This window comes from Pedobacter gandavensis, assembly GCF_014172405.1.
In the GTDB taxonomy this organism is placed as follows: Bacteria; Bacteroidota; Bacteroidia; order Sphingobacteriales; family Sphingobacteriaceae; genus Pedobacter; species Pedobacter gandavensis.
This window is the reverse complement of record NZ_WNXC01000007.1, coordinates 302,022-324,121: the sequence shown is the minus strand read 5'-3', so window position 1 is coordinate 324,121 and position 22,100 is coordinate 302,022. Positions and strand designations below refer to the sequence as shown.

The 22,100-nt window shown below is 40.6% G+C and carries 16 protein-coding genes; 7 read left to right on the top strand and 9 right to left on the bottom strand.

The features are described from left to right. Positions 1-2: 2 nt before the first annotated feature. Positions 3-1,517: a SusD/RagB family nutrient-binding outer membrane lipoprotein gene (locus tag GM920_RS18645; protein WP_182960281.1), complete on the top strand. Its 1,515-nt coding sequence runs from the start codon at positions 3-5 to the stop codon at positions 1,515-1,517. 109 nt (positions 1,518-1,626) lie between these two features. Continuing rightward, on the top strand, positions 1,627-3,018 hold the full coding sequence (locus tag GM920_RS18640; RefSeq protein ID WP_182960280.1) for a PepSY-associated TM helix domain-containing protein: 1,392 nt from the start codon (positions 1,627-1,629) through the stop codon (positions 3,016-3,018). Here the strand turns inward: GM920_RS18640 and GM920_RS18635 are convergent. Next, positions 2,999-3,973, bottom strand: coding sequence for a GlxA family transcriptional regulator (locus tag GM920_RS18635; protein ID WP_182960278.1), 975 nt, complete (start codon positions 3,971-3,973; stop codon positions 2,999-3,001). The two genes, GM920_RS18640 and GM920_RS18635, sit on opposite strands and share 20 nt — an antisense overlap. Before the next feature lie 225 nt (positions 3,974-4,198). Then, on the bottom strand, positions 4,199-4,660 hold the full coding sequence (locus GM920_RS18630) for an Lrp/AsnC family transcriptional regulator (protein ID WP_062550140.1): 462 nt from the start codon (positions 4,658-4,660) through the stop codon (positions 4,199-4,201). Between the two features lie 316 nt (positions 4,661-4,976). Between GM920_RS18630 and serC the strand changes: the two genes are divergently transcribed. Together serC and GM920_RS18620 are read left to right on the top strand one after the other, a co-directional pair. Further along, positions 4,977-6,080: a 3-phosphoserine/phosphohydroxythreonine transaminase gene (gene serC, locus GM920_RS18625; protein WP_182960350.1), complete on the top strand. Its 1,104-nt coding sequence runs from the start codon at positions 4,977-4,979 to the stop codon at positions 6,078-6,080. After that, positions 6,077-6,937, top strand: a complete 861-nt coding sequence (locus GM920_RS18620) for a sigma-70 family RNA polymerase sigma factor (protein WP_182960276.1) — start codon at positions 6,077-6,079, stop codon at positions 6,935-6,937. The genes serC and GM920_RS18620 overlap by 4 nt, the downstream gene beginning before the upstream one ends. Before the next feature lie 39 nt (positions 6,938-6,976). Here GM920_RS18620 and GM920_RS18615 read toward each other — a convergent pair whose 3' ends face one another. The 4 genes from GM920_RS18615 to GM920_RS18600 all read right to left on the bottom strand — a co-directional run bounded on the left by GM920_RS18615 (position 6,977) and on the right by GM920_RS18600 (position 10,272). After that, complete coding sequence (locus tag GM920_RS18615) at positions 6,977-7,861, bottom strand: 3-keto-disaccharide hydrolase (RefSeq protein ID WP_182960274.1); 885 nt, start codon at positions 7,859-7,861, stop codon at positions 6,977-6,979. 105 nt (positions 7,862-7,966) lie between these two features. Continuing rightward, the gene (locus GM920_RS18610) at positions 7,967-8,185 is read right to left on the bottom strand and encodes a hypothetical protein (protein WP_182960352.1); all 219 of its coding nucleotides are present in this window, start codon (positions 8,183-8,185) and stop codon (positions 7,967-7,969) included. Positions 8,186-8,266: 81 nt separating this feature from the next. Next, positions 8,267-9,586, bottom strand: coding sequence for a sensor histidine kinase (locus GM920_RS18605; protein ID WP_182960272.1), 1,320 nt, complete (start codon positions 9,584-9,586; stop codon positions 8,267-8,269). 2 nt (positions 9,587-9,588) lie between these two features. After that, positions 9,589-10,272, bottom strand: a complete 684-nt coding sequence (locus tag GM920_RS18600) for a response regulator transcription factor (protein ID WP_182960270.1) — start codon at positions 10,270-10,272, stop codon at positions 9,589-9,591. Between the two features lie 277 nt (positions 10,273-10,549). Here GM920_RS18600 and GM920_RS18595 point away from each other — a divergent pair, with 277 nt between their 5' ends. Genes GM920_RS18595 through GM920_RS18585 form a run of 3 tightly spaced genes read left to right on the top strand, consistent with a single transcriptional unit; the run spans position 10,550 to position 16,218 of the window. Next, on the top strand, positions 10,550-11,899 hold the full coding sequence (locus GM920_RS18595) for a TolC family protein (RefSeq protein ID WP_182960268.1): 1,350 nt from the start codon (positions 10,550-10,552) through the stop codon (positions 11,897-11,899). A gap of 8 nt (positions 11,900-11,907) precedes the next feature. Continuing rightward, positions 11,908-13,023 carry an efflux RND transporter periplasmic adaptor subunit gene (locus GM920_RS18590; protein WP_182960266.1) on the top strand — a complete coding sequence of 372 codons (1,116 nt, stop codon included), beginning with the start codon at positions 11,908-11,910 and terminating at the stop codon, positions 13,021-13,023. 15 nt (positions 13,024-13,038) lie between these two features. Further along, positions 13,039-16,218, top strand: coding sequence for an efflux RND transporter permease subunit (locus GM920_RS18585; protein WP_182960250.1), 3,180 nt, complete (start codon positions 13,039-13,041; stop codon positions 16,216-16,218). 101 nt (positions 16,219-16,319) lie between these two features. Here the strand turns inward: GM920_RS18585 and GM920_RS18580 are convergent, their stop codons facing one another. From GM920_RS18580 to GM920_RS18570, 3 genes are read right to left on the bottom strand one after another with little or no spacing between them, the layout of a single operon-like run. Next, entirely contained in the window at positions 16,320-17,726 is a 1,407-nt protein-coding gene (locus GM920_RS18580) for an efflux transporter outer membrane subunit (RefSeq protein WP_182960248.1), read from the bottom strand. 21 nt (positions 17,727-17,747) lie between these two features. Continuing rightward, the gene (locus GM920_RS18575; protein ID WP_182960246.1) at positions 17,748-20,924 is read right to left on the bottom strand and encodes an efflux RND transporter permease subunit; all 3,177 of its coding nucleotides are present in this window, start codon (positions 20,922-20,924) and stop codon (positions 17,748-17,750) included. 9 nt (positions 20,925-20,933) lie between these two features. After that, positions 20,934-22,100, bottom strand: coding sequence for an efflux RND transporter periplasmic adaptor subunit (locus GM920_RS18570; RefSeq protein WP_182960244.1), 1,167 nt, complete (start codon positions 22,098-22,100; stop codon positions 20,934-20,936).

The window sequence follows — 22,100 nt, the reverse complement described above, 5'->3', positions numbered from 1 at the left end:
ACATGAAGAAAAGTATAAAAATATTCGTTTTCGCTGCCAGCTTATTCAGTCTGACTTCTTGTGAGAAGTTCCTGGATGTGAATGACAATCCGAATGGTCCGACAGAGCAATATCTGATTTTAAGTGCCCGCTTACCGGGTGCGCTAATCAGCACTGTAAATCAAGAAACCGTGCAAATTAATCAATTGGCGGCTTTCTGGGCTGGATATTGGGGTACAACGAGCGAAGCTACCAATCAGTTTTATAAAGAGAAGACGTATAACGGAGTGGCCATTCGTGGAACCAGAGATGGGATTCAAATTTGGGAAGGGACTTTTAATACTTTATTGTATTATCAATTGATCAAAGAGCAGGCGCAAAAGGAAAGCGCTCCTTTTTATTCGGGAATTGCTAAGATTATGCAAGGATGGCACTTTTTACACTTGGTAGATATTTATAACAATGTGCCATTTGATGAGGCTTTAAATAGAACACAATATTTGCAACCAAAGTATGAAGACGGAAGGATTGTCTATGAAAAGTCTGTTCAACTGATTACCGAAGGTATAAATGAGATTAAAGCTGCTGGTGTGGATCAAAATCCAGGCAAAGCGGACATCATCTTTGGCGGCGATAAGCAATTGTGGGCTAAATTTGGAAATACGTTAAAATTAAGAGCGCTGATCCGTCAGTCGGAAGCAAACAACGAGGCTTATATTAAGGCGGAGATCAATAAGATTAATCAAGAAGGAAGCGGGTTCTTAGGTCTAGGACAAAATGTAGCGACCAAACCAGGTTATATCAATTCAAAAGGCAAGATGAATCCTTTTTGGGAAACAAATTATAGAGGAGTAAATGCATCGGCAATCAACCATGTGAGTTTGCGTCCAACGGAATACATCATCAGTACCTACAGTGCACTGAAAGACCCACGTCTGTCGAGTTTATATACCAGTATTGGCGGTACTTTTAAAGGGGTGCTTTTTGGAAATCCTGTCGTAGATGCGCAATATGCAGCCAATAAGACCTCTGCTTTTAAAGGCCCAAATGAAAACAATGGAAAAGCTACAGGTTTATTTAAAAGCTTTGATCAGGCTTCAATTTTGATGGGCGCTTTCGAAAGTTTATTCCTACAGGCTGAAGCGGCTAACAGAGGCTGGATTTCAGGATCTGACCAGACATTCTATGAACAAGGCATTGCCGAGTCATTTAAATATATGGAGGTAGATGCCGGATTATTTGACGCCTACAACGATCAGACTACCGTGAAATTAAGTTCAGTAGCGGGAGATCAACGTTTAAAAAGAATTATTGAACAGAAATGGTTGGCTTTAAACAGCATCAGCAGTTTGGAAGCATGGAGTGATTACAGAAGACTGGGAATACCTAATATTCCTAATTCCTTATTGGCTCCTACACCAACCGCAAGACCATTAAGATTAATGTATCCAGAGTCGGAGCGCCAGACTAATGCTGCAGAAGCTGGTAAACAAGGTAATGACGAAGTTACCGTTGGAAAAATCTGGTGGAATAAATAAAGTCCTCAAAAAAATAGCATTAAACAATTGAATAGTAACAAATCCGCAATTATTAAGACTTAGTCTAAATAATTGCGGATTTGTTTTATATTTGTAAAAAATAGCCTAAATGAAACCAACTACACCTAAAAGCGCCTGGCAAAAAATACGTAAACTTTTTACCGATATCCATTTATGGATCGGACTAGCAAGCGGAATCATCGTGATTCTGGTTTGTTTAAGTGGAACTCTGTATGTGTTTAATACAGAATTGAAGGAGATGGCGAATCCTGAATTGTATAAAGTAACTGCCCCGGCAGCTGCAAAGCCAATGCCGATTGAATCGCTGATTAAGCAAGTCAAGGAAAGTACGGGTGGTAAAGTTGTTTCCATAAAAATTCCTGCTGATCCGAATAGAACTTATCAATTTATGGTGAGGATGAAGGAAGGCGAGAAAGATGGAAAAGGTAAAAAAGAAGGTATGCTAGCTACTGCAGGAGTAGGAAATGAGCAAGCCGGAAGAGGAAAAGAAAATAGCCAGGGAGAAGGAAAAGAGGGTAAAAGAAAAGGCGGAAAAGAAAAAGAAGGAAAAGGCGGAAAACCTGAGGAGGGGAAACGTCCTTCAGCTTTTGCGGTAAATCAGTATACCGGTGAGGTAATTGGCAACATATCTGAAGTGAAAGGTGCAACGGCTTCCTTCATGAAAACCATGTTCAGTCTACATAGATGGTTATTATTGGATAGAATCGAAAAACCGATTTTCGGTGAACTCGAGAACAGAAAACTAGGTAGTTACATTAGTGGTGCTGCCACCATTCTATTTACACTTGGGGTGATCACAGGAATGGTGATTTGGTTTCCTCAAAGGATTAAATCCTGGAAGCAAGGATTAAAGGTTAAATGGTCCGGTAGCTGGAAAAGAACGAACCACGATTTACACAATAGTCTGGGTTTTTATGCTTGCATATTTTTATTCTTAATGGGGATTACTGGTCCGCAATGGTCTTTCCCATGGTATAGAGAAGCTTTAAGAAAAACCTTGGGTACTTATCAGCCTGAGGGATTTGAGCCGCCCAAGGATCCTGTTTCGACAGTTGTTGCGGGTGCTGCTCCTTTAAACTTAAGCGATTACCTTAAGAAAGCAGATGCCGCTTTACCATATAAAGGCGATTATAGCATTAGCTTACCTAAAGACTCTGCTTCGGCCATTACCATCCTAAAAAATAAAACTGGGTTTTTCGCACCTGCTGCAGGTGATAAAGTACTTCTAGATCAATATACGGGTAACGTACTTAAAACGGAGGTGTTTAAAGATAAGCCTTTCAACGAGCGTATTTCCGGTTCTATTAAAGCACTGCATTTGGGCGATGTTTATGGCATGTTTACCAAGATCATTTATTTTCTGGCCTGTCTGATTGCAACCAGTCTGCCGATAACAGGAACACTGATCTGGTTAAATAAGCTTAAAAAGAAAAGAAAGAAAAAGGTAAGAAAAGTACCTGCTATGCAGCTTTCGGCTTAAACTTATCCCGATAATCTTTAGGTGTCATTCCGGAGTTTTTCTTGAAAAGCTGTCTGAACGTTTTCAGATCATTATAGCCGGAATCTAACATAACTTCCAGAATACTGAGGTTGGTTTGCTCTAAAAGCTTTTTAGCCGCCTCAATTCTGGTTTTTTGTAAATACTCGATGAGGGTATTTCCGGTAGCCTGTTTAAACCGACGCACAATATTCCTCCTGCTGGATGGGATAGTTTGCAGGATATCTTCAATGGTTACCGCTTCTTTATAGGCATTCTCAATGCATAGCTGTGTTTTGGAAACCAGCTCATCCCCATGGTCCCTTACCGGATGGAAGCTGCCAAAATAACTTTGCTGTTCCCGGTTCATGTCAATAGAAAATATTTTTGCGATATGAATCGCCGTATCTCGGTTGCAGTAATTGTGGATCAGCATCAACATCAAATGAAAGCTACTGGTTGCCCCGCCACTGGTATAAATTCCCTGATCTACGGTAACCACTTTTTCGGGTTTAAAATAGACATCAGGAAAACAGATAGAAAAGGCATTACTGGCATTTACATGTGTGGTGGCACTTTTTCCATTGAGTAAACCTGTTGCACCCAATAAAAAGGCACCTGTGCAAAAACTAGCCAGTTCTGCCCCTTTTTTATATTGTTGTTGCAACCAGGGTAGGAACTCCAGATTCTGCTGGATGGCCATACTAAGGTCTGGATGGTCAAATGCAGGGATTAATATTAGGTTTTGTTGTCCGGATTCTGCTAAGGAAAGCGCATTGTATTTTTCAAAAAGATTACCTTCAGGGGAGCGCGTAGCATTACGGATTAGATTAATCTGAAAGAGCGGTGTACAACCAATTTCTTGATAATGTTGGTTCACGGTATCAAACACATCCAGTATTGCTGCGACGCTGAGTAACCGGTATTTATTAGGGAGTAATAAAGCTACCTGTATCATGTGGTTTACGTTTTAGGGTTAGCAAATTAATAAAATACATCTAATTATCAATGAGGTAATTGAAGCGCAGAATTTCAGAAAAAATGCAATAGAAGTTTAAAGCGCTAGTGCGCTGCTTAGGCTCTGAGAGGAAATAGCGGGAGTAATGTGCCTGCAGTCAGAATCCCAGAACAGAATAATAACAGTTTGTGGCTGAAAAAGGTTTAGTTTGGTAAAATGCTTCCTTTAAATTTTGTAGCTGGTATCTCTTTTTTCTTCTGATAAGACCAGAAAGCTCTGTACACTACCCACATTAGGTAGTTTTGACAATTGTCCGCGTAGAAAATCATTGTATCCTTTCATATCCGGGGATACAATTTTGAGGATAAAATCGAAGTTCCCAGTGATATAATAACACTCTCTTACGTCTTCAAATTGTACCACTTCTTTTTGAAAAGCACTCAGTGCTTCCTCAGAATGGTCATTCATCTGGATATGGGTAAAAGAAATAATGCTATTACTACTTTTTTGCAAGTCTACCAGAGCCGTATAGCCTTTGATATAGCCATTTTGTTCCAACCATTTTACCCTTTCAAAAATAGGGGATACACTTTTCCTTAACCTTCTGGCCAGTTCTTTATGCGTCATTCGGGCATCTTCCTGTAGGAGGCGCAAAATTCCAAGATGGGTGGGATCTAATTTAGACATTTTTCAGAAGATAGATTTCTAGCTTAGTGTAGGTGTTTTCAATGATAATAAAGGTCAAATATAGTATTATTTATTTTTTATGAAACATTTATGGCCTTTCTGATAAAGCATAGTGTATAACTTACCTTAACCCCTTAAAAAATAGGAAAGTAGGGAAATTATATTTTGCAATACTACTGCCTTAGAATTGCTACCCAAAAATTGTATGGTATAAATCACTCTAAACAGAAAAATTTGCTGAATGTAATCGGAAAATGAGATATCTGTTTTGACCTTCCGAACTTTGGAGCTATCAACCATAACCTATAACATAATGATCAAACATAATTTCGGTGCCGGACCGTGTATCTTGCCAGCTATAGTTTTAGATCAGGCAGCAGATGCTGTCAGGGATTTTAATGGCATTGGCCTTAGTATTCTGGAGATTTCCCACCGTACGCCAGAGTTCGAAGCAGTCATCAATGAAACACAGGGTTTGGTGAGAGAATTACTAAATGTTCCCGCAGATTACAGTATACTATTTTTACAAGGTGGTGCCAGCACACAGTTTTCTATGTTGGCGATGAACTTTCTACATCAGGGCAAAAAAGCGGCTTATCTGGATACGGGATTTTTTTCTCTGAAAGCCATTAAAGAAGCGTTGTTTTTTGGTGAGGTAGATATCGTAGCTTCATCAAAGGATAAAAATTACTACTATGTTCCTGTTGGTTATCAAATTCCAGCAACGGCAGCTTATTTTCATTATTGCTCAAATAATACGATAGAAGGTACTGAAATGTTTAGTCACCCAGCCAGTAGTGTTCCGGTGATATGCGACATGTCCTCTGATATTTTTAGCAGGCCTATTCAGGTCGCTGATTTTGACTTGATTTATGCAGGTGCACAAAAAAATATGGGCCCTGCCGGGATGACACTTGTGGTTGTTAAAAACAACTTGTTAGAGAAGATCACAGCTGAAGTGGCTTCGATGTCCGACTACCGAATTTTTAGAGATAACAATTCTATGTTTAATACCCCACCCGTATTTTCTATTTATGTGGCCATGTTAAATTTAAGATGGTTAAAAGAAAAGGGGGGAGTGACTCAGCAGGAAGTTGAAAACATTGCCAAATCAGATTTGTTATACACTGAAATTGATAGAAATACCTTGTTTTATGGACTGGCTGATCCTAAGGATAGGTCCAGAATGAATGTGACTTTTAAAATGCATGATCCAGGTTTGGAAGCCGAATTTTTAGACTTTGCAAGTCAGAAAGGTATTGTGGGGATTAAAGGTTACCCATCCGCAGGTGGTTTTAGAGTCTCTCTATACAATGCGTTACCGATATCAAGTGTGGAAGTTCTTGTGAAATGTATGCAGGATTTTGAAGCTAAAAATTTAAATCAAAAAGTATCATTAGAAAATAAAGTTACGGTATGAGACAACTGAAAATTGCACCTTCCATCACCAACCGGGATTCTGAATCTATAGATAAATACCTAACCGATATTGGTAGAATCGACCTGGTGAATGTGGATGAAGAGTTGAATTTGGCCAGGAGAATAAAAAAAGGCGATAAAGCAGCACTGGATAAACTGGTGAAGACCAATTTGCGCTTTGTGGTTTCTGTGGCCAAAAAATATCAAAACAGAGGACTCCAGTTAGCGGATCTGATCAGTGAAGGAAACCTCGGATTAATTAAAGCCGCAGAGCGATTTGACGATACGAAAGGTTTCAAATTTATATCTTTTGCAGTTTGGTGGATTCGCCAGAGCATCATGCAGGCATTGGCCGATCAAAAGAGAATGATTCGCCTTCCTGGAAATCAGGTACTGGGCATTATCAAAATTAATAAAGCAACAGATTTACTGGAACAACAACTGGAAAGGTTGCCTACTTATGAAGAGATTTCTGTGGCAACCGAGCTTTCAGAAGACAAAGTTTCCGATTATTTATCAAGTGCACCATTGTCATTTTCATTGGATATGACCACCAATGAAGAAAGTGGCTATAGCTTATTGGATAGTCTGGCCAATACCAATGTCCCGAATACGGATGCACTCATGATGACAGAATCTTTAACTGAGGATTTACAACGCACCTTAGGGGTGCTTCCGGAAAGAGAAAAATGGATCATCACGCTATTTTTTGGGCTGGACAACCATACTGCCTTAACCTTAGATGATATGGTCGAAGTTTTTAACCTGAGCAAGGAACGCATCAGACAATTAAAAGATAGGGCCCTGAAAACTTTAAGGCAAAATTGCAGGACCCCATATTTGGCAGAATATTTTTAAACGTAACAGGATAAATGATTATTCAAGAAAAACCAAGCGTTAATTACGCTTGGTTTTTCTTTTTAAAGCAGATAAGTCTTTCAGTTCAACCTTGCGGAAATCAATGGGCTGGCCTTCACTTTGCAGGGCAATAAAACCGCTGCTCAATAGCTTGCCATCGATTTTTATCTTTGGATCATAGCCGTTGGCAGTGCCACCACCGATTTGTGGTTTAGAATATTGAAGCACTGTGTCTCCATTAATGATGTGTGTGATTAGCGAGTCGCCTAAAACGATCAGTTCTGCACGTACCCATTGGTCGCCATGATAAGTTTTTGAGGTCGAATTGAGACAATGGGAAGCCGCAATTTTACCTTGGTAAACCACATTTGTTCCCGGAGAACACATGTTTCCGGTAGGCCTTGGTTTACCATCGCCCAAACCGCCTAAAAACTGCATCTCCACGGAAATCGGCCAATCTTGTTCCTTAGGCATCGTTCTTGGATCCTGGGAATGGAACATCACGCCACTGTTTCTTAAGGTATAATCAGGTGCCCCTTTCTGTAATTCACCAACAAATCGGTATTCTACTACCAGGTGGTAATAGGAGTAGGGAACTTTATAGTATAAATGTCCAAACTGGTCGTTAAAGTCGCCATATTGGTCATATCTTACTTTTACCATACCGTCTTCCACGCGGAAAGTATTGCCGTAATTTTCGCCAACCTCATGATGCGCAATTTTCACAAACCAATCGTTGATGTCTTTTTTATTGAATAAGGAGATCCAGCCGTCTTTATGTGCTGGTGGGTTAATTGCTTGTTGTTTCGAAGATCTATTTGAAATTGGATGCTTTTCCTCGGGATCTGAACTGGGTTTCTTTACCGGACTAAAGCTTAAAAAAATCGCGGCGCAGGCGAGGGGAACAAGGAAAAATTTTCTCATAATTTGGTTCAATAGTTGTGTGGTTGACACCAAAGTACAAAAAAAAAGAGATATCCATTTCTGGATACCCCCTTAGGCTATAGTTCTTAACGAGGTGGTTAAGACTTATTTTTGTTTTGCTACAGGTTTAACAGCTGCTTTTGCCGCAGTTACTGGTGCAGATTTAGCAACTTCAGTTTTAGTCGCAACTGTTTTAGTCGCAACTGTTTTAGCAGCTACTGCTTTTGCATGTGCTTTTACTGGTTTAGTAGTTGCAGCAGGAGTTTGTGCGAATGCGCCGAAAGTTGTTGCAACTAATGCAAGCGCTAAAATTGTTCTTTTCATGTTTTTAATTGTTTTATGTGATTTGTTAGATCAAAGTTGCTCATCAAACATGAAGATTTTATGAAGATTGATAAAACCCGATTATTTTTTTGGAAAAATAATAGAGACCCTTGTTCCTTGACCAATTTCTGACTCAATTTCAAGATCAAGCTCATGGAAAGCAGCAATACTCTTTACAATAGAAAGTCCTAGTCCATAGCTGTCTTCTTTCTCCGACTGGAACTTTTCAAATCGCTGAAAAGCATGGGAAACCTGGCTTACTTCCATCCCCTGGCCTGTATCTTCGATGATCAGGGTGTAATTGGCATCGATAAAAGTATCATAGATACTGACGCTACCGGCAGGACGATTGTATTTGATGGCGTTATTGACAATATTCATCAATAAGGTATGAAACAAAGATTTGTTTCCTTTGAAAACATAGGACGCTGATAAATTGATGGTAAAAGTTAAATTCATCATCACCAAGCGATGCTCCAGTTCTTCATAAACTTCTTGAATCATTTCTTTCAGCACAATGTTATCCGGTTTCTTGTATTGATTGTTCTCCACTTTAGAAATCAACAATAAGCTATTGATGATTGATTTCAGGCGGTTGAGTGTTTTTAAGCAGGCAAAGATTTTATTTTCGCCCTCTACACTTAACTTTTCATCATTGAGCAGGTTTTCCAGTCTGGTATTTAGAATAGAGATGGGGGTTAGGAGTTCATGAGAAACATTGGCAATGAACTCTTTCTCAGTTAGGAAAAGATCTGCGATCTTGTTCATCAGTGTGCTGATACTTTGGTCTAAGATTCGGAAATCGTCTGTTGTGGTTTTTATGGGCTCATAATTGAAACTAATCGGGTCGTTAACCTTGTTGAGTTTCTGATCGATGATCTGATAAAATGGCGCCAGTAGAAACTTACTAAAGGCAAGATCGGTGAGCAGGGTAAGTACCACTGCGGCAAGTAAGATAAAAAAGGTAAAAACAGAAATGGTATGTTCCAATTGTCCCACGGTGGACATGGTTTGTCCGAGCTCTAAAAGGTATCTTTTTCCATGATATTTAAATTCGGCACTCAGGATTTGGTACTCTTCCTGGCTGCCTTCAATTTCTCTGGTTTCCTGACTGAAATGTTGTTTAAGCTTCTCCTTATGGTTGTTTTTTACCTCTTTTAGAATGATGTATTCTTCTTTTAGTAAGTTATAATCGGTAAATATTTTTTGTTGTGTCAGCAAGTCATTTATCGCGGCACTGGATAGGTTGGTCACCAGTTTATTCTTTTTCTGAATGAGTCGCTGGCGCATGTGGTTTACCGAAATCCTGTTGATCGATACCAGGATCAAAATTCCCATAAAAGTGATGATAGCCACCTTTGTAAGGGTATTGTATAAAGCAAGTTTGAGCTGCAGCTTCATCTTTATGAGGTCGAATTGATTCGGTAACCAATGCTCCTTACCGTTTCAAACCAGTCAATCGGAGCATGTGCAGAAAGCTTTTTTCTTAAATTTTTAACATGTACATCCACAAAGTTCGAATCGGAGTTGATCTCCAGAATGTCACCCCATACATGTTCCGTCAGATTGATTCTCGAAATTACTCTATTTTTATTCAATACCAGATAATTAAAAATCTCAAACTCTTTTCCTGTCAGGTTGATCTTTTGTCCTTCGAAACTCAGTTTGTGATTTTTAATGTCGAGGATAAAGTGATGAATATTCACCTCATTCATTTCCAATTTGTGCTTTCTTCTGATGATGGCATGCATTCTGGCCAATAGCTCCGTCAGGGAAAATGGCTTAGGCAGGTAGTCATCTGCTCCGGATTCCAAACCTTTAACACGGTCTTCCACATCACCTCTGGCAGTTAAAATAATCACCGCATCCTCCCGGTTTTTTAATTGTTTAAACTCCTGAAGTAATTCAAAACCATCTCCATCAGGAAGACCGAGATCCAGCAGAATAAAGTCATAAGTATTCACAAATATTTTTTCTGCAGCAGAGGATTTCTTCCAGGCATGCTCTATTGTATAACCTTCTTTTCCTAGAAAAGTTGCCATTTCCAGTGCCAGGTTTTTTTCATCTTCCACAATCAGGATATTCATACGGCCAATATTACGTAAAAAAACAATTATTATCAGGCATTTGATTTTCTTGAAAATTAGCCAAATTCAGGTCAATTAAATCCGTATTCAAATTTTTCATGGCTCTCAAACAATATTGATACATAGGTTGTTGTCAAATTATAAAGGTCCGGGAAATCAGTAATAATAATTGAAATTTTATGATCAAGACTTCGACAATTTTCATTGAGAACCTTCCTTCATCAGGTTATATCAGCTATATCAAATGAGCAATATCTAACTACTTCATTTTCTACCTATGAAACTACATAAACCGATTTTAACGTTTCTCCTGATCCTACCGGTTACCTGGTGCTCAGTGGCATATGGACAAACGGAACGGAACATTAAAGAACTGAAAAATGCAACGCTTCCGGACCTGATCGGTTATGCGCTCCTCAATCAACCGGGGGTAAAACAATCGCTGATAGATGAAGAAATTGGGGAACGGGATATCAAATCAGCAATTTCAGGCTGGTTTCCTCAAATAAATGGTACAGGAACTTATAATAACAACCTTAAACAGCAAGTTAGTGTGCTGACAATGGGTGGGGTGAGCCAGCAGCTCGTACTTGGCACACGACATACCTCCGCATTTACTTTACAGGCTGACCAGCAGTTTCTAAACGCTGGATTAATTCAGGCCTCCAAGGCCTCTAAATATTACAGGCAACAGTATAAGCAAAATACAGAAAACACCAAAATTAATACAGTAGTTAGCGTAAGTAAGGCCTATTTTGATGTACTGACCAGCAAAGAGCAGTTAAAGATTATTTATGAAAACATTGCGCGATTGGAGAAACAACTCAAAGATGCAAAGGCGCAATATGATAATGGATTGGTCGATAAAACTGATTATCAACGTGCACAGATCAGTCTGAGCAATTCCCAAGCAGATAAAAAGCGCGCAGAGGAGTTGATTAAATATAAATATGTCTACCTAAAAGAATTGATTGGTTATGGCGGTGATCAAGATTTTAGCCTGAACTTTGACGCGGTAAAGATGGAGAATGAAATTCTGATTGATACCAATCTAAAAGAAACCTATGAGAATAGAGTGGAGTATCGCTTACTACAAACACAACGGGAATTGCAGCATTTGAATACCAACTATAATAAATGGTCTTTCCTTCCCAATATCTCTGGATTCATCAATTATAACTGGAATTACCTCAATAACAATTTCGGGGATCTTTATGATAAAAATTACCCGAGTTCACTGTTTGGCTTAAAGTTGTCCCTACCTATTTTTCAGGGAACCAAGAGAATTCAGGAGCTTAAAAAGTCACAGTTGCAAGAGCAAAGGATAGACCTCGATCTCGTTAATGTTAAAAATCAGATTAAGAGTCAATATGTTCAGGCTATGGCTACGTATAAGGCCAATCTGAATGATTGGAAAACAGCGGGTGCTAATGTTGAAATTTCCCGGCAGGTTTATCAAACCATCAAATTGCAATACGACGAAGGAATAAAAGCTTATCTGGATCTGATGACTTCGGAAACAGACCTGCGCACCGCTCAACTCAATTATTTAAACGCTTTGTATAGTCTTCTTGCTTCCAAATTAGACGTACAACAAGCATTAGGCATAATTACCGTAAACCAATAAGTACTCAAATGAAGACGATTAATCACGTAAAACTAGGCATTGTTATTTTGGGGTCCATTTCTTTAGCGGCCTGCGGTAATGGAAATAAAGCTGCACAGCAGCAGGCGGGGCCACCTGCGGCAACGCCGGTATCGGTTTATAAGGTAGCTGCTATGCCGGTCACCACAGTAGATTCTTATCCTGGGGTAGTAGTGGCCCTTAATGAGGTGGAAATCCGGGCACAGGTTGGTGGTTTTATCACCGCTATCTATGTGCGAGACGGACAAAAAGTAATGAAAGGGCAAAAGCTCTATGAAATTGATCGGACAAAATACCTGGCCGCCTATAATTCTGCGAAAGCAAATGTACAGATGGCTCAAGCCAATCGTGATAAGGCCAAAAAGGACGCAGAACGCTATAAGAATCTGGCGGCACAGGATGCGATCGCAAAGCAACGTGTGGATTATGCCTTAACGGATCTTGCCAATGCAGAATCGCAGGTAGCTGCGGCAAAAGCAACACTTTCTGCAGCAAACAACGACCTTCAAAATGCGTTAATTGTATCCCCGTTAACCGGAACCATCGGGATTTCCCAGGTCAAACCAGGTGCCTTAGTAGCGCCCTCTTCTACGCTTTTAAATACAGTCTCTACAGGTAACCCGATTGCTGTAGATATCACCGTAAATCAGGGGGATATTCCTCATTTTCTCAAAATGAAAAATAACCCTCAGGCAGTAAAAGACTCTCTTTTTACCGTACAGCTGCAAGATGGGACTTTATATAAGCGCCAAGGTAAGATTATTACGATAGACAGAGCGGTAGATCCGGCAACAGGAACCATAAGGGTAAGAATAGGATATCCCAATGAGGATGGTCGCTTGATTGCTGGAATGACCGTAAACATGAAAGTATTGAACAAGTCCACGGAAAATGAATTGGTGATTCCTTATAAAGCAGTCACAGAGCAGTTGGGCGCATTTAATGTGTATGTAGTCGCAGATAGCAATAAGGCGGAGCAACGCATCATCCAGCTGGGTAAACAATTCGATAAAAGTGTAGTCGTCAAAGATGGGTTGAAAGCAGGTGAATTGATCGTTTCGGAAGGTGCACAAAATGTAAGGCCTGGTGCAGTGGTAAAATTTTAAAAGAATTTCAAGCTTATGATCTCAGAAGTATTTATCAAGCGCCCAGTCACGGCCATCGTCATCTCCATTTTAATTGTACTGATTGGAATTATTGTCATCACTACCTTGCCCATTAGTCAGTATCCAAGTATTGCACCGCCAACGGTTACAGTTTCTGCAACTTATACCGGAGCCGATGCACAAACAGTGGAGCAAACAGTGACCACCCCAATAGAAAGTCAGATCAATGGTACGCCTGGGATGAAGTATTTATCCTCAAACAGTACCTCCGATGGGCGTTCCTCTATTACTGTCACCTTTGATGTAGGTACCAATATTGATATCGCGGCATTAGATGTACAGAATAGGGTAGGTATCGCAGAACCTTCCTTGCCAGAGGCCGTTACCCGCTTAGGGGTCACCACCAAAAAAGCAAATAATGATATTTTAATGGTGGTGGGTTTGTACTCTCCAAATGGAACTTATGATGATAAATTTATTTCCAATTATGTCAACCTCTATGTAAAAGATGCGTTATTGCGTGTTAAGGGGGTTGGTGATGTGCAGGCTTTTGGTCAGCCATTTAGTATGCGGATCTGGTTGGATGCCAATAAACTGGCCAACTACGGCTTAACACCGGCAGCAGTTTCTGCAGCTGTACAGGAGCAAAATACCCGGATTCCCGGTGGAAGTGTAGGGGCTCCACCACAACATGATGCACAGACATTCGAGTTTTCTGTGATCCTTGATGGTGACCTGAACACCGTAGATCAGTTTAATAACATTGTGATCAAAACCGGAGCTGATGGTTCCGTAGTTTTTTTGAAAGATGTAGCAAGAGTGGAATTAGGAGCCTTTAATTATGCCATCAACTCTAAAGTGAATGGAAAAGTGGCCTCTCTAATGATGATCAATCAAACCCCTGGAGGAAATGCAGTGCAAACCGCTGAGGGTATTCAAAATGCCCTGAAGGAATTAAAGAAATCCTTCCCGAAAGATTTGGATTATACGGTTCCTTACGAAACAGTTACCGTAGTAAAGTTGTCCATTGAGGGAGTGGTACACACTTTGATTGAAGCACTCGTGTTGGTGACCCTGGTGGTATTTTTCTTCCTGCAAAGCTGGAGAGCAACACTAATCCCGGTGTTGGCCATCCCGGTTTCTGTTATCGGTACGTTTATCTTTTTTACTTTCTTTGGCTTCTCTATCAACGTATTGACGATGTTTGGATTTGTTCTCGCGATTGGAATTGTGGTAGATGATGCGATTGTTGTGGTTGAGGCTGTACAGCATTATATGGATCATGACGGCTTGTCTGCGCCAGAAGCCACTAGAAGAGCGATGAGCGACATTACCGCGCCCGTAATCGCCATCGCCTTAATTTTAGCAGCCGTATTTATCCCCGTAGGATTTATTCCGGGCATGGTTGGATTGCTGTATCAGCAATTTGCGATCACCATTGCGGTTTCGGTATTGATTTCTGCATTTATCGCACTTTCTCTTACTCCTGCATTGTGCTCGATTTTATTGACACCAATGAATTTAAATAAAGACTCAAAAGGACTGAATAAATTCTTCTTTAAGTTCAATAAATGGTTTGCCGGTGTGACCCATAATTATTCTATGGGTGTTAAAAAAGCATTAAAGGCGATTCCCTTAGTCATGATTATCCTGGTTTGTATTTACCTTGGAACAGGGGGCCTATTTATGAAAAAGCCTACAGGTTTTATCCCCAATGAGGATGCCGGTATCTTTTTAGTAGGTGCAACATTACCTGAAGGGGCTTCTTCTGTACGTACAGATGCGTTTATTAAGCGGATAACAGACAGTGTTCGGAATAATAATCCTGAGGTAGAGAACATCACCTCTATCAGTGGAATCAATATCTTGAATAGGTCTTTTAAATCTAATGCCGGTACTTTCTTTGTACAGCTTAAAAATTGGGGTGATCGGAAAAAGGATGTGAGCACGATTATGGCGGGTTTAAGCAAATCCTTTGGTGGTGATAAAGACGGAAGTATCCTGGTTGTTTCTCCACCGGCAATCCCGGGATTGGGGATCAGTGGTGGGTTTACGCTGCAGATTCAAGAGAAGCAAAGTGGAGACATCAAAGAGTTTGAAGCAAATGTGGGCAAATTCCTTGCTGCTGCAAATCAACGCCCGGAAATTGGTATGGCTTACACCTTGTTCAATTCAAGAACACCAAATTATAAGGTGCATGTAGATCGGGATCAGGCAAAGAAAATGGGCGTTTCTATTGGCGCAGTTTACAGTACGATATCAGCTTATCTAGGTAGTAGTTATATTAATGATTTCACTAAGTATGGAAGGAATTTCCGTGTAGTGAGTCAGGCAGATACAAATTATCGGGCAAACATTGAAAATATGAAACACTTGAGGGTCATGAATGCGCAGGGTGTTTCCGTGCCACTGAGTTCATTGGTTTCTTATCAGGTGATAGAAAATGCTTCTATTATTAATCACTACAACCTTTTCAGATCAGTAGAGATCGGTGGGGCTGCAAAACCAGGTAGCAGTTCCGGAGATGCTTTAAAGGCATTACAGGAAGTCGCTGCCCAAACATTACCCGCCAATTATGCATATGATTTCTCCGGACTGAGTCTGGAAGAAACAGAAGCTGGAAATAGTACGACACTTATTTTTACTTTGATCATTGTCTTTGTGTTTCTACTCCTTGCAGCCTTGTATGAAAGCTGGTCTGTTCCTTTTTCGATTTTGCTATCAGTACCGCTGGGTCTTTTTGGTGCGATCCTGGCTTTAAGCTTCCTGCCAAAACTCGATAATAATATTTATGCCCAGGTCGGATTGATTACGCTGATCGGTTTATCTGCAAAGAATGCGATTCTGATTGTAGAATTTGCAAAGGAAAGGGTAGACTGGGGGATGGAGTTGATCGCTGCAACAATTGAAGCGGTTAGATTAAGGCTCAGACCAATCATTATGACCTCGCTGGCATTCATCTTAGGGGTAATTCCTCTGATTTTGTCTGCAGGTGCTGGTGCGGTTTCTCGTCAAACGATTGGCTGGACGGTAGCTGCCGGGATGTTGTCAGCAACATTACTCGCATTGTTTATCGTACCTGTATTGTTCGTGTTGATTACCAGGTTGGCCTATGGCAAGAAAAAACTCGCCGAATTGCAGGCATCCTATAAACCAGAAGATCATAAAAACACCTTACACGCGGAAGATGATTAACCCAAATAAGATTCATTTATACTAAAAATGCCCCCAAAAATATGGGGGCATTTTAATGAATTGACCTTTTCTTTGATAAGAAGAGGAGGAGTTAATACTGGTTATTTCCAGCCACCACCTAATGCTCTGTATAGATTCACTACAGATTGAAGTTTTTGCAAGCGATCATTAACACCACTCAATTGTGCTGCAAGTAAGCTTTGCTCTGAAGTCAACACATCTGTATAGTTTGTTGCTGAACTGTATCTCAATAATTCCTGAGTATATTCTACTGCTTTTTGTAAAGCAGCAATTTGTTTTGCACGGGCATCTTCTTTTTCAACCGCAGTCTGGTAAGTGTATAAAGCATCAGATACTTCTTTTCCTGCTACCAAAAGTGTCTTCTGGAAGCTGTTGACAGCTTGCTCCTGAGCGGATTTTGCAGTGATTAATCGGGCTTTGTTCAAACCTTTATTGAAGATTGGTTGTGTTAATCCACCTACTAAATTGTAAAAGACAGATTTGTCGAAGAAGTCTTTAAGGTCCAAACTTGACAATCCACCAGTAGCCGTAATGGTCAAGGAAGGATAGAAATAAGTACGGGCAAGATTCGTATTCTCGAATGCAGATCTGAAAGCAAATTCAGCACTTTGTACATCCGGTCTGTTTTCCAACAATTGCGTAGGTACACCAATTTTTAAGTCGTTGGTCGGATTCTGATTGCTCAGCTTACCGCGGCCAATTGGTCCTGGCGCTCTTGCCAATAGGATATTTAAGGCATTTTCTGTCTCTCTGATCGTTCTTTTTAAATCTGGAATCGTTACTTCTGTGGCATATCTGCTAGCCTCACTTTGCACAACTGCAGCACCATTAACTACGGCACCCTCTTTTAGATGCTTCATGGTTTCTACACCAGTGATTCTGCTTTTCAAAGTTTGTTGGGTAATTTCCAACTGGCTGTCTAATGCAAGTAATGAATAGTAGTTATTGGCAATATCAGCAATCAGTTGTGTTTGTATTGCTCTTTTTGCCGCATCCGTTTGGAAATAAGCCGCTAATGCCGCTCTTTTTGTGCTGCTCAGTTTACCCCAGATATCGGCTTCCCAACTGGTGCTCAATTGCGCTTTAAAAGAATTGGTTAGCGTATTGATATTGATTCCCGGAGGAAAGTTCAATCCAGCCTGCGACTGCTTATTTCTGGATGCGTTTACATCAGCAGTAAGCGTAGGGAAGAAGGCTGCCTTACTTTGTTGTAAGGTTGCTTTCGACTGTACAATATTCTGAACCGCATTTTTCAAGTCCAGATTTTGATCCAGGCCTTCCTGGATCAATCCCGACAATTGAGGATCAGCAAAAACACTTTGCCATGGCGTATTCGCCATGGTTGTGCTGTCTGTTGACGTTTGCTCACGAAACAATCCCATCGTTTTTAACTCCGGACGTTCGTAAGGTTTAGTCACCCTGCAGGAGGCAAAAACGGTAGCCGCTAGTGCAAGGGTTAACATCTGTTTTTTATAGGATAAAATCATCGTTTCTCTTTAATAAATGAATTAATGCTGCGGTGCTTTTTTAGCTTTAGTCGGATCAATGGCATCTTCGTCATCATCGTCATAAGTCTTTAAATGTAATGGACCGCTGATTTTTTCCTGTAAACTTTGGAAAATGATGAACAATACCGGAATCACAAATACCCCTAATATTGTTCCGATAAGCATACCACCTACAGCACCTGTACCAATAGACTTATTACCTACGGCACCTGCACCGGTAGAGAACATCAATGGAACCAATCCAAAGATGAAGGCAAATGAAGTCATCAAGATCGGTCTGAAACGTGCCACAGCACCTTGAATCGCCGATTGTACGATGTCCAGTCCTTGACGTCTTCTTTCCAGCGCAAACTCCACAATCAAAATACCATTCTTGGCCAATAGACCAATCAGCATGATGAGAGAGATTTGAAGGTAAATACTACTGTTTAATTTAAAGACGATTGAGAATAAATAAGCACCCGCCAAACCAAATGGAATGGATAGGATTACCGCAAATGGAAGGATATAACTTTCATATTGCGCACTCAATAGGAAGTAAACAAATACCAGACATAGAATAAAGATAAATACCGTCTGACTTCCAGAAGCCAACTCCTCACGGGTAAGTCCAGAGAAATCATAACCATAACCTGCTGGCAGTGATTCTTTTGCAACTTCCTGAATCGCTTTAATCGCATCTCCAGAACTGTAGCCTGCATTTGGTGCACCAGTAACCGCAATAGAGCTGAAAAGGTTGAACCTCGAAATCGATTCCGGACCATATACTCTGGTCATGGTGATGAATTCCGTGATTGGCGCCATTTCCCCTTTGCTATTTCTAACAAATACTTTGTTCAATCCTTCCGGATTTTTACGGTAATTGGCATCTGCCTGAATCATGACGCGGTATTGCTTACCAAACTGGTTAAAGTTTGAAGCATACAAACCACCATAATAGCCTTGTAAGGTGTTCAACACAGAGTTAACCGTAATTCCTGCTTCTTTACATTTTTCCAGATTTACATCCAACATATATTGTGGGAAGTTCGGGTTAAATGAAGTGGTTGCATATTGAATTTCCGGACGTTTAGCCAGATTGGCAAGGAAATCAGAGTTTACCTTGAATAATTCCTGAACCGTATGTCCACCTTTATCCTGTACCTGGAACTCAAATCCACCACTCTGTCCAAATCCCTGGATCGTAGGAGGGGAGATGAAGAAGATACTCGCATCTCTGATACCTGCTGTTTTTGCGAAAAGTTCGCCAATAATTTCTTGAATACCACGGTCACGTTCGCTCCATGTTTTCAATTTCAAAATTACCATACTGTAAGCACTACCCTGACCAGCAGTAAAGTTTTGTCCCACAATACGCAAGGTGTTTTTTACTTCCGGAATGGTGTGTGCCAGACTGTCTACTTGCTTCGCGATGATCGTTGAGCGTTCCATAGATGCCGATGGCGGTAAGCTGATATTGGCAAAAATGGTTCCCTGATCTTCTGAAGGAACAAAGGCAGACGGTGTGGTTTTCATCATGAAGACCAAGGCTCCAGCGGATAATACAATAGCAGCTAATACAATCCATTTTTTAACAGAAAGGAATTGGATAGACTTTTTGTATTTGTTGGTTACATTGTCAAATGATACGTTGAACGCCGTATAGAAACGCTGGATAAAGCTTTGATGCTTATGGTCATCTGCATGTGGTTTCAGTAATAAAGCACACAATGCCGGACTTAAAGTCAATGCATTCACCGCAGATAAGATGATCGATATGGCAAGTGTAATACCGAATTGTTTATAGAATACTCCTGTAGAACCTGTAATAAAGGTTACTGGAATAAATACAGCCGCCATCACCAGGGTAATCGAAATGATCGCTCCTGAAATCTCACTCATCGCATCAATCGTCGCTTTTCTGGCTGATTTATAGCCATGATCTAATTTGGCATGGACGGCCTCTACCACCACAATCGCATCATCCACCACAATACCAATGGCGAGGACGAGGGCAAACAGGGTTAGTAAGTTGATCGTAAAACCAAACAAGTTTAAGAAGAAGAAGGTACCCACAATCGCTACCGGTACTGCAATTGCAGGAATTAAGGTAGAGCGGAAATCCTGTAAGAAGATAAATACGACGATAAATACCAGGATAAAGGCTTCAATAAGGGTATGTACTACCTTCTCAATGGAAGCATCCAGATTTTCATTCACATCCACCAGGTAGGTGTAATTTACCCCTTTAGGGAAGTCTTTAGCCGCTAAATCAATGATCTTTTTAGATTCATTAATTACGTCTCTTGCATTGGATCCCGGAGTCTGGCTAATTGCCATACCTACGGATGGTTTACCATTGGTGGTAATGTTAGAGCTATAGCTTAAAGAACCAAGTTCAACTCTTGCTACATCTTTTAGGCGCAACAACTGACCATTGCCCGCTGATTTAACCACGATGTTTTCAAATTCAGTGGCCTTCGTTAACCTACCTTTGTATTTGATTACATATTGAAAAGCCTCATCTCCGTTCTCTCCAAATTTACCTGGTGCTGCTTCAATATTTTGCTCTGCTAATGCAGCCGAAATATCTGCAGGAACCAAGCTGTATTGTGCCATCATATCTGGTTTCAACCAAATACGCATCGAATAATCTTTTGATCCGAAAATTGTCGCATTACCTACACCGGTTACCCTTTGAATAGCTGGTACCAGGTTGATCTTTGCATAATTTTGTAAGAAGGTCTGGTCGTATGCTGGATTATCACTGTAAAGTGAGAAAATCAATAAATTACTACTCTGACTCTTGGTTACAGTAACCCCAGCCTGTGTTACCTCTTGAGGTAATAAACTGGTGGCTCTGGAAACCCTGTTCTGCACGTTTACGGCAGCTAAATCGGGATCTGTTCCTACCTTAAAGAAAATGTTAATACTTGCAGAACCATCATTTGTGGCAGTAGAAGTCATGTAAGTCATGTTTTCCACACCATTGATCTGCTCTTCCAGAGGTATGATTACGCTTTTAAGTACTACATCGGCATTGGCACCTGTATAGGATGCAGATACCTGCACAGTAGGAGGGGCAATGTCGGGGTATTGTGAAATGGGCAGTGCAAGCAGCCCTAATAGTCCCAGGATCACAATGATCACAGAGATCACTGTGGAGAGCACCGGGCGCTGTATGAATATCTTAAACATATATGGATCTTATTTTAAATCTGCGTAAACAACTTCTTCACTTGTTGGAGCTACTTTAATCTGAGTGTCGTCTTTTAAAGTGGCAACGCCTTCTAATACGATTCTATCGCCTGCTTTTAGACCATCTTTCACAACAAAGAAGGTTCCTGCTGTATTTTTCATGACCGTGATTGGCGTGCTTTTCGTTTTACCATCTTTATCTACTACCACTGCAAAACGCTTGTCCTGTAGTTCAAAAGTTGCACTTTGCGGAACCAGAATCGCATCTTTAATGGCATCAGGAATTCTTACTGTTGCACTGCTACCGCTGCGGATCAATCCTTTAGGATTTGGGAAACTCGCACGTACATTTGCAGAACCTGTAGTGGTGTTGATTTGTCCGGTGATGGTTTGAATACGTCCTTTTTGGTCATACAATGTACCATCAGATAAAATCAAAGAAACTTCAGGAAGTTTTGCCAGCTTTTGAGCAAGCGTCAATCCTTTATCGTCTTTAAAGAAGTCAAGCAACAGTTTTTCATTAAATGCAAAATAAGCATAAACGTTTCCAGTACTCGATACGGTAGTTAGCGGTTCGGCATTGTTACCGCTCACCAAACTTCCCAAACGGAAGGGGATTGCACCTACTACACCGTCAACCGGACTGGTTACCATAGTGTAACCTAAATTGGTTTTTGCATTAGATAAGGCTGCTTTTGCTTGTGCCAGTGCAGCTAATTTCGCCTGGTAAGTATATTGTGCCGACTCTAATTCGTATTTACTTACGATGTCCTTTTCTACTAATGGTTTTACTTTATTTACCGCCATATTTGCAGCACTAACGTCAGCTTCTGCAGCTTTGATGCTGGCTGTAGCCGTACGTACTTCCTGCTCAAATTGTGGGGCATTGATTTTGAACAATGGCTGTCCTTTTCTAACAATAGAACCTTCATCTACAAAAATCTTCTCCACATACCCATCTACTCTAGGTCTGATTTCTATATTTTGCTGGCCCTGGATACTTGCAGGATAATCGGTGTTTAACGTTGCGCTACGTGGCTGCAACGCTAATACTTTGTATTCTTTGATCTGAGGAGCTGCCCCTGCCGGGCCGCCTGGTTTTGATCCGCTGTTTCCGCATGAACTGATGATCATCAATGCAGGAAGCAATAATAGTGATTGAATTGTGTATCTCAT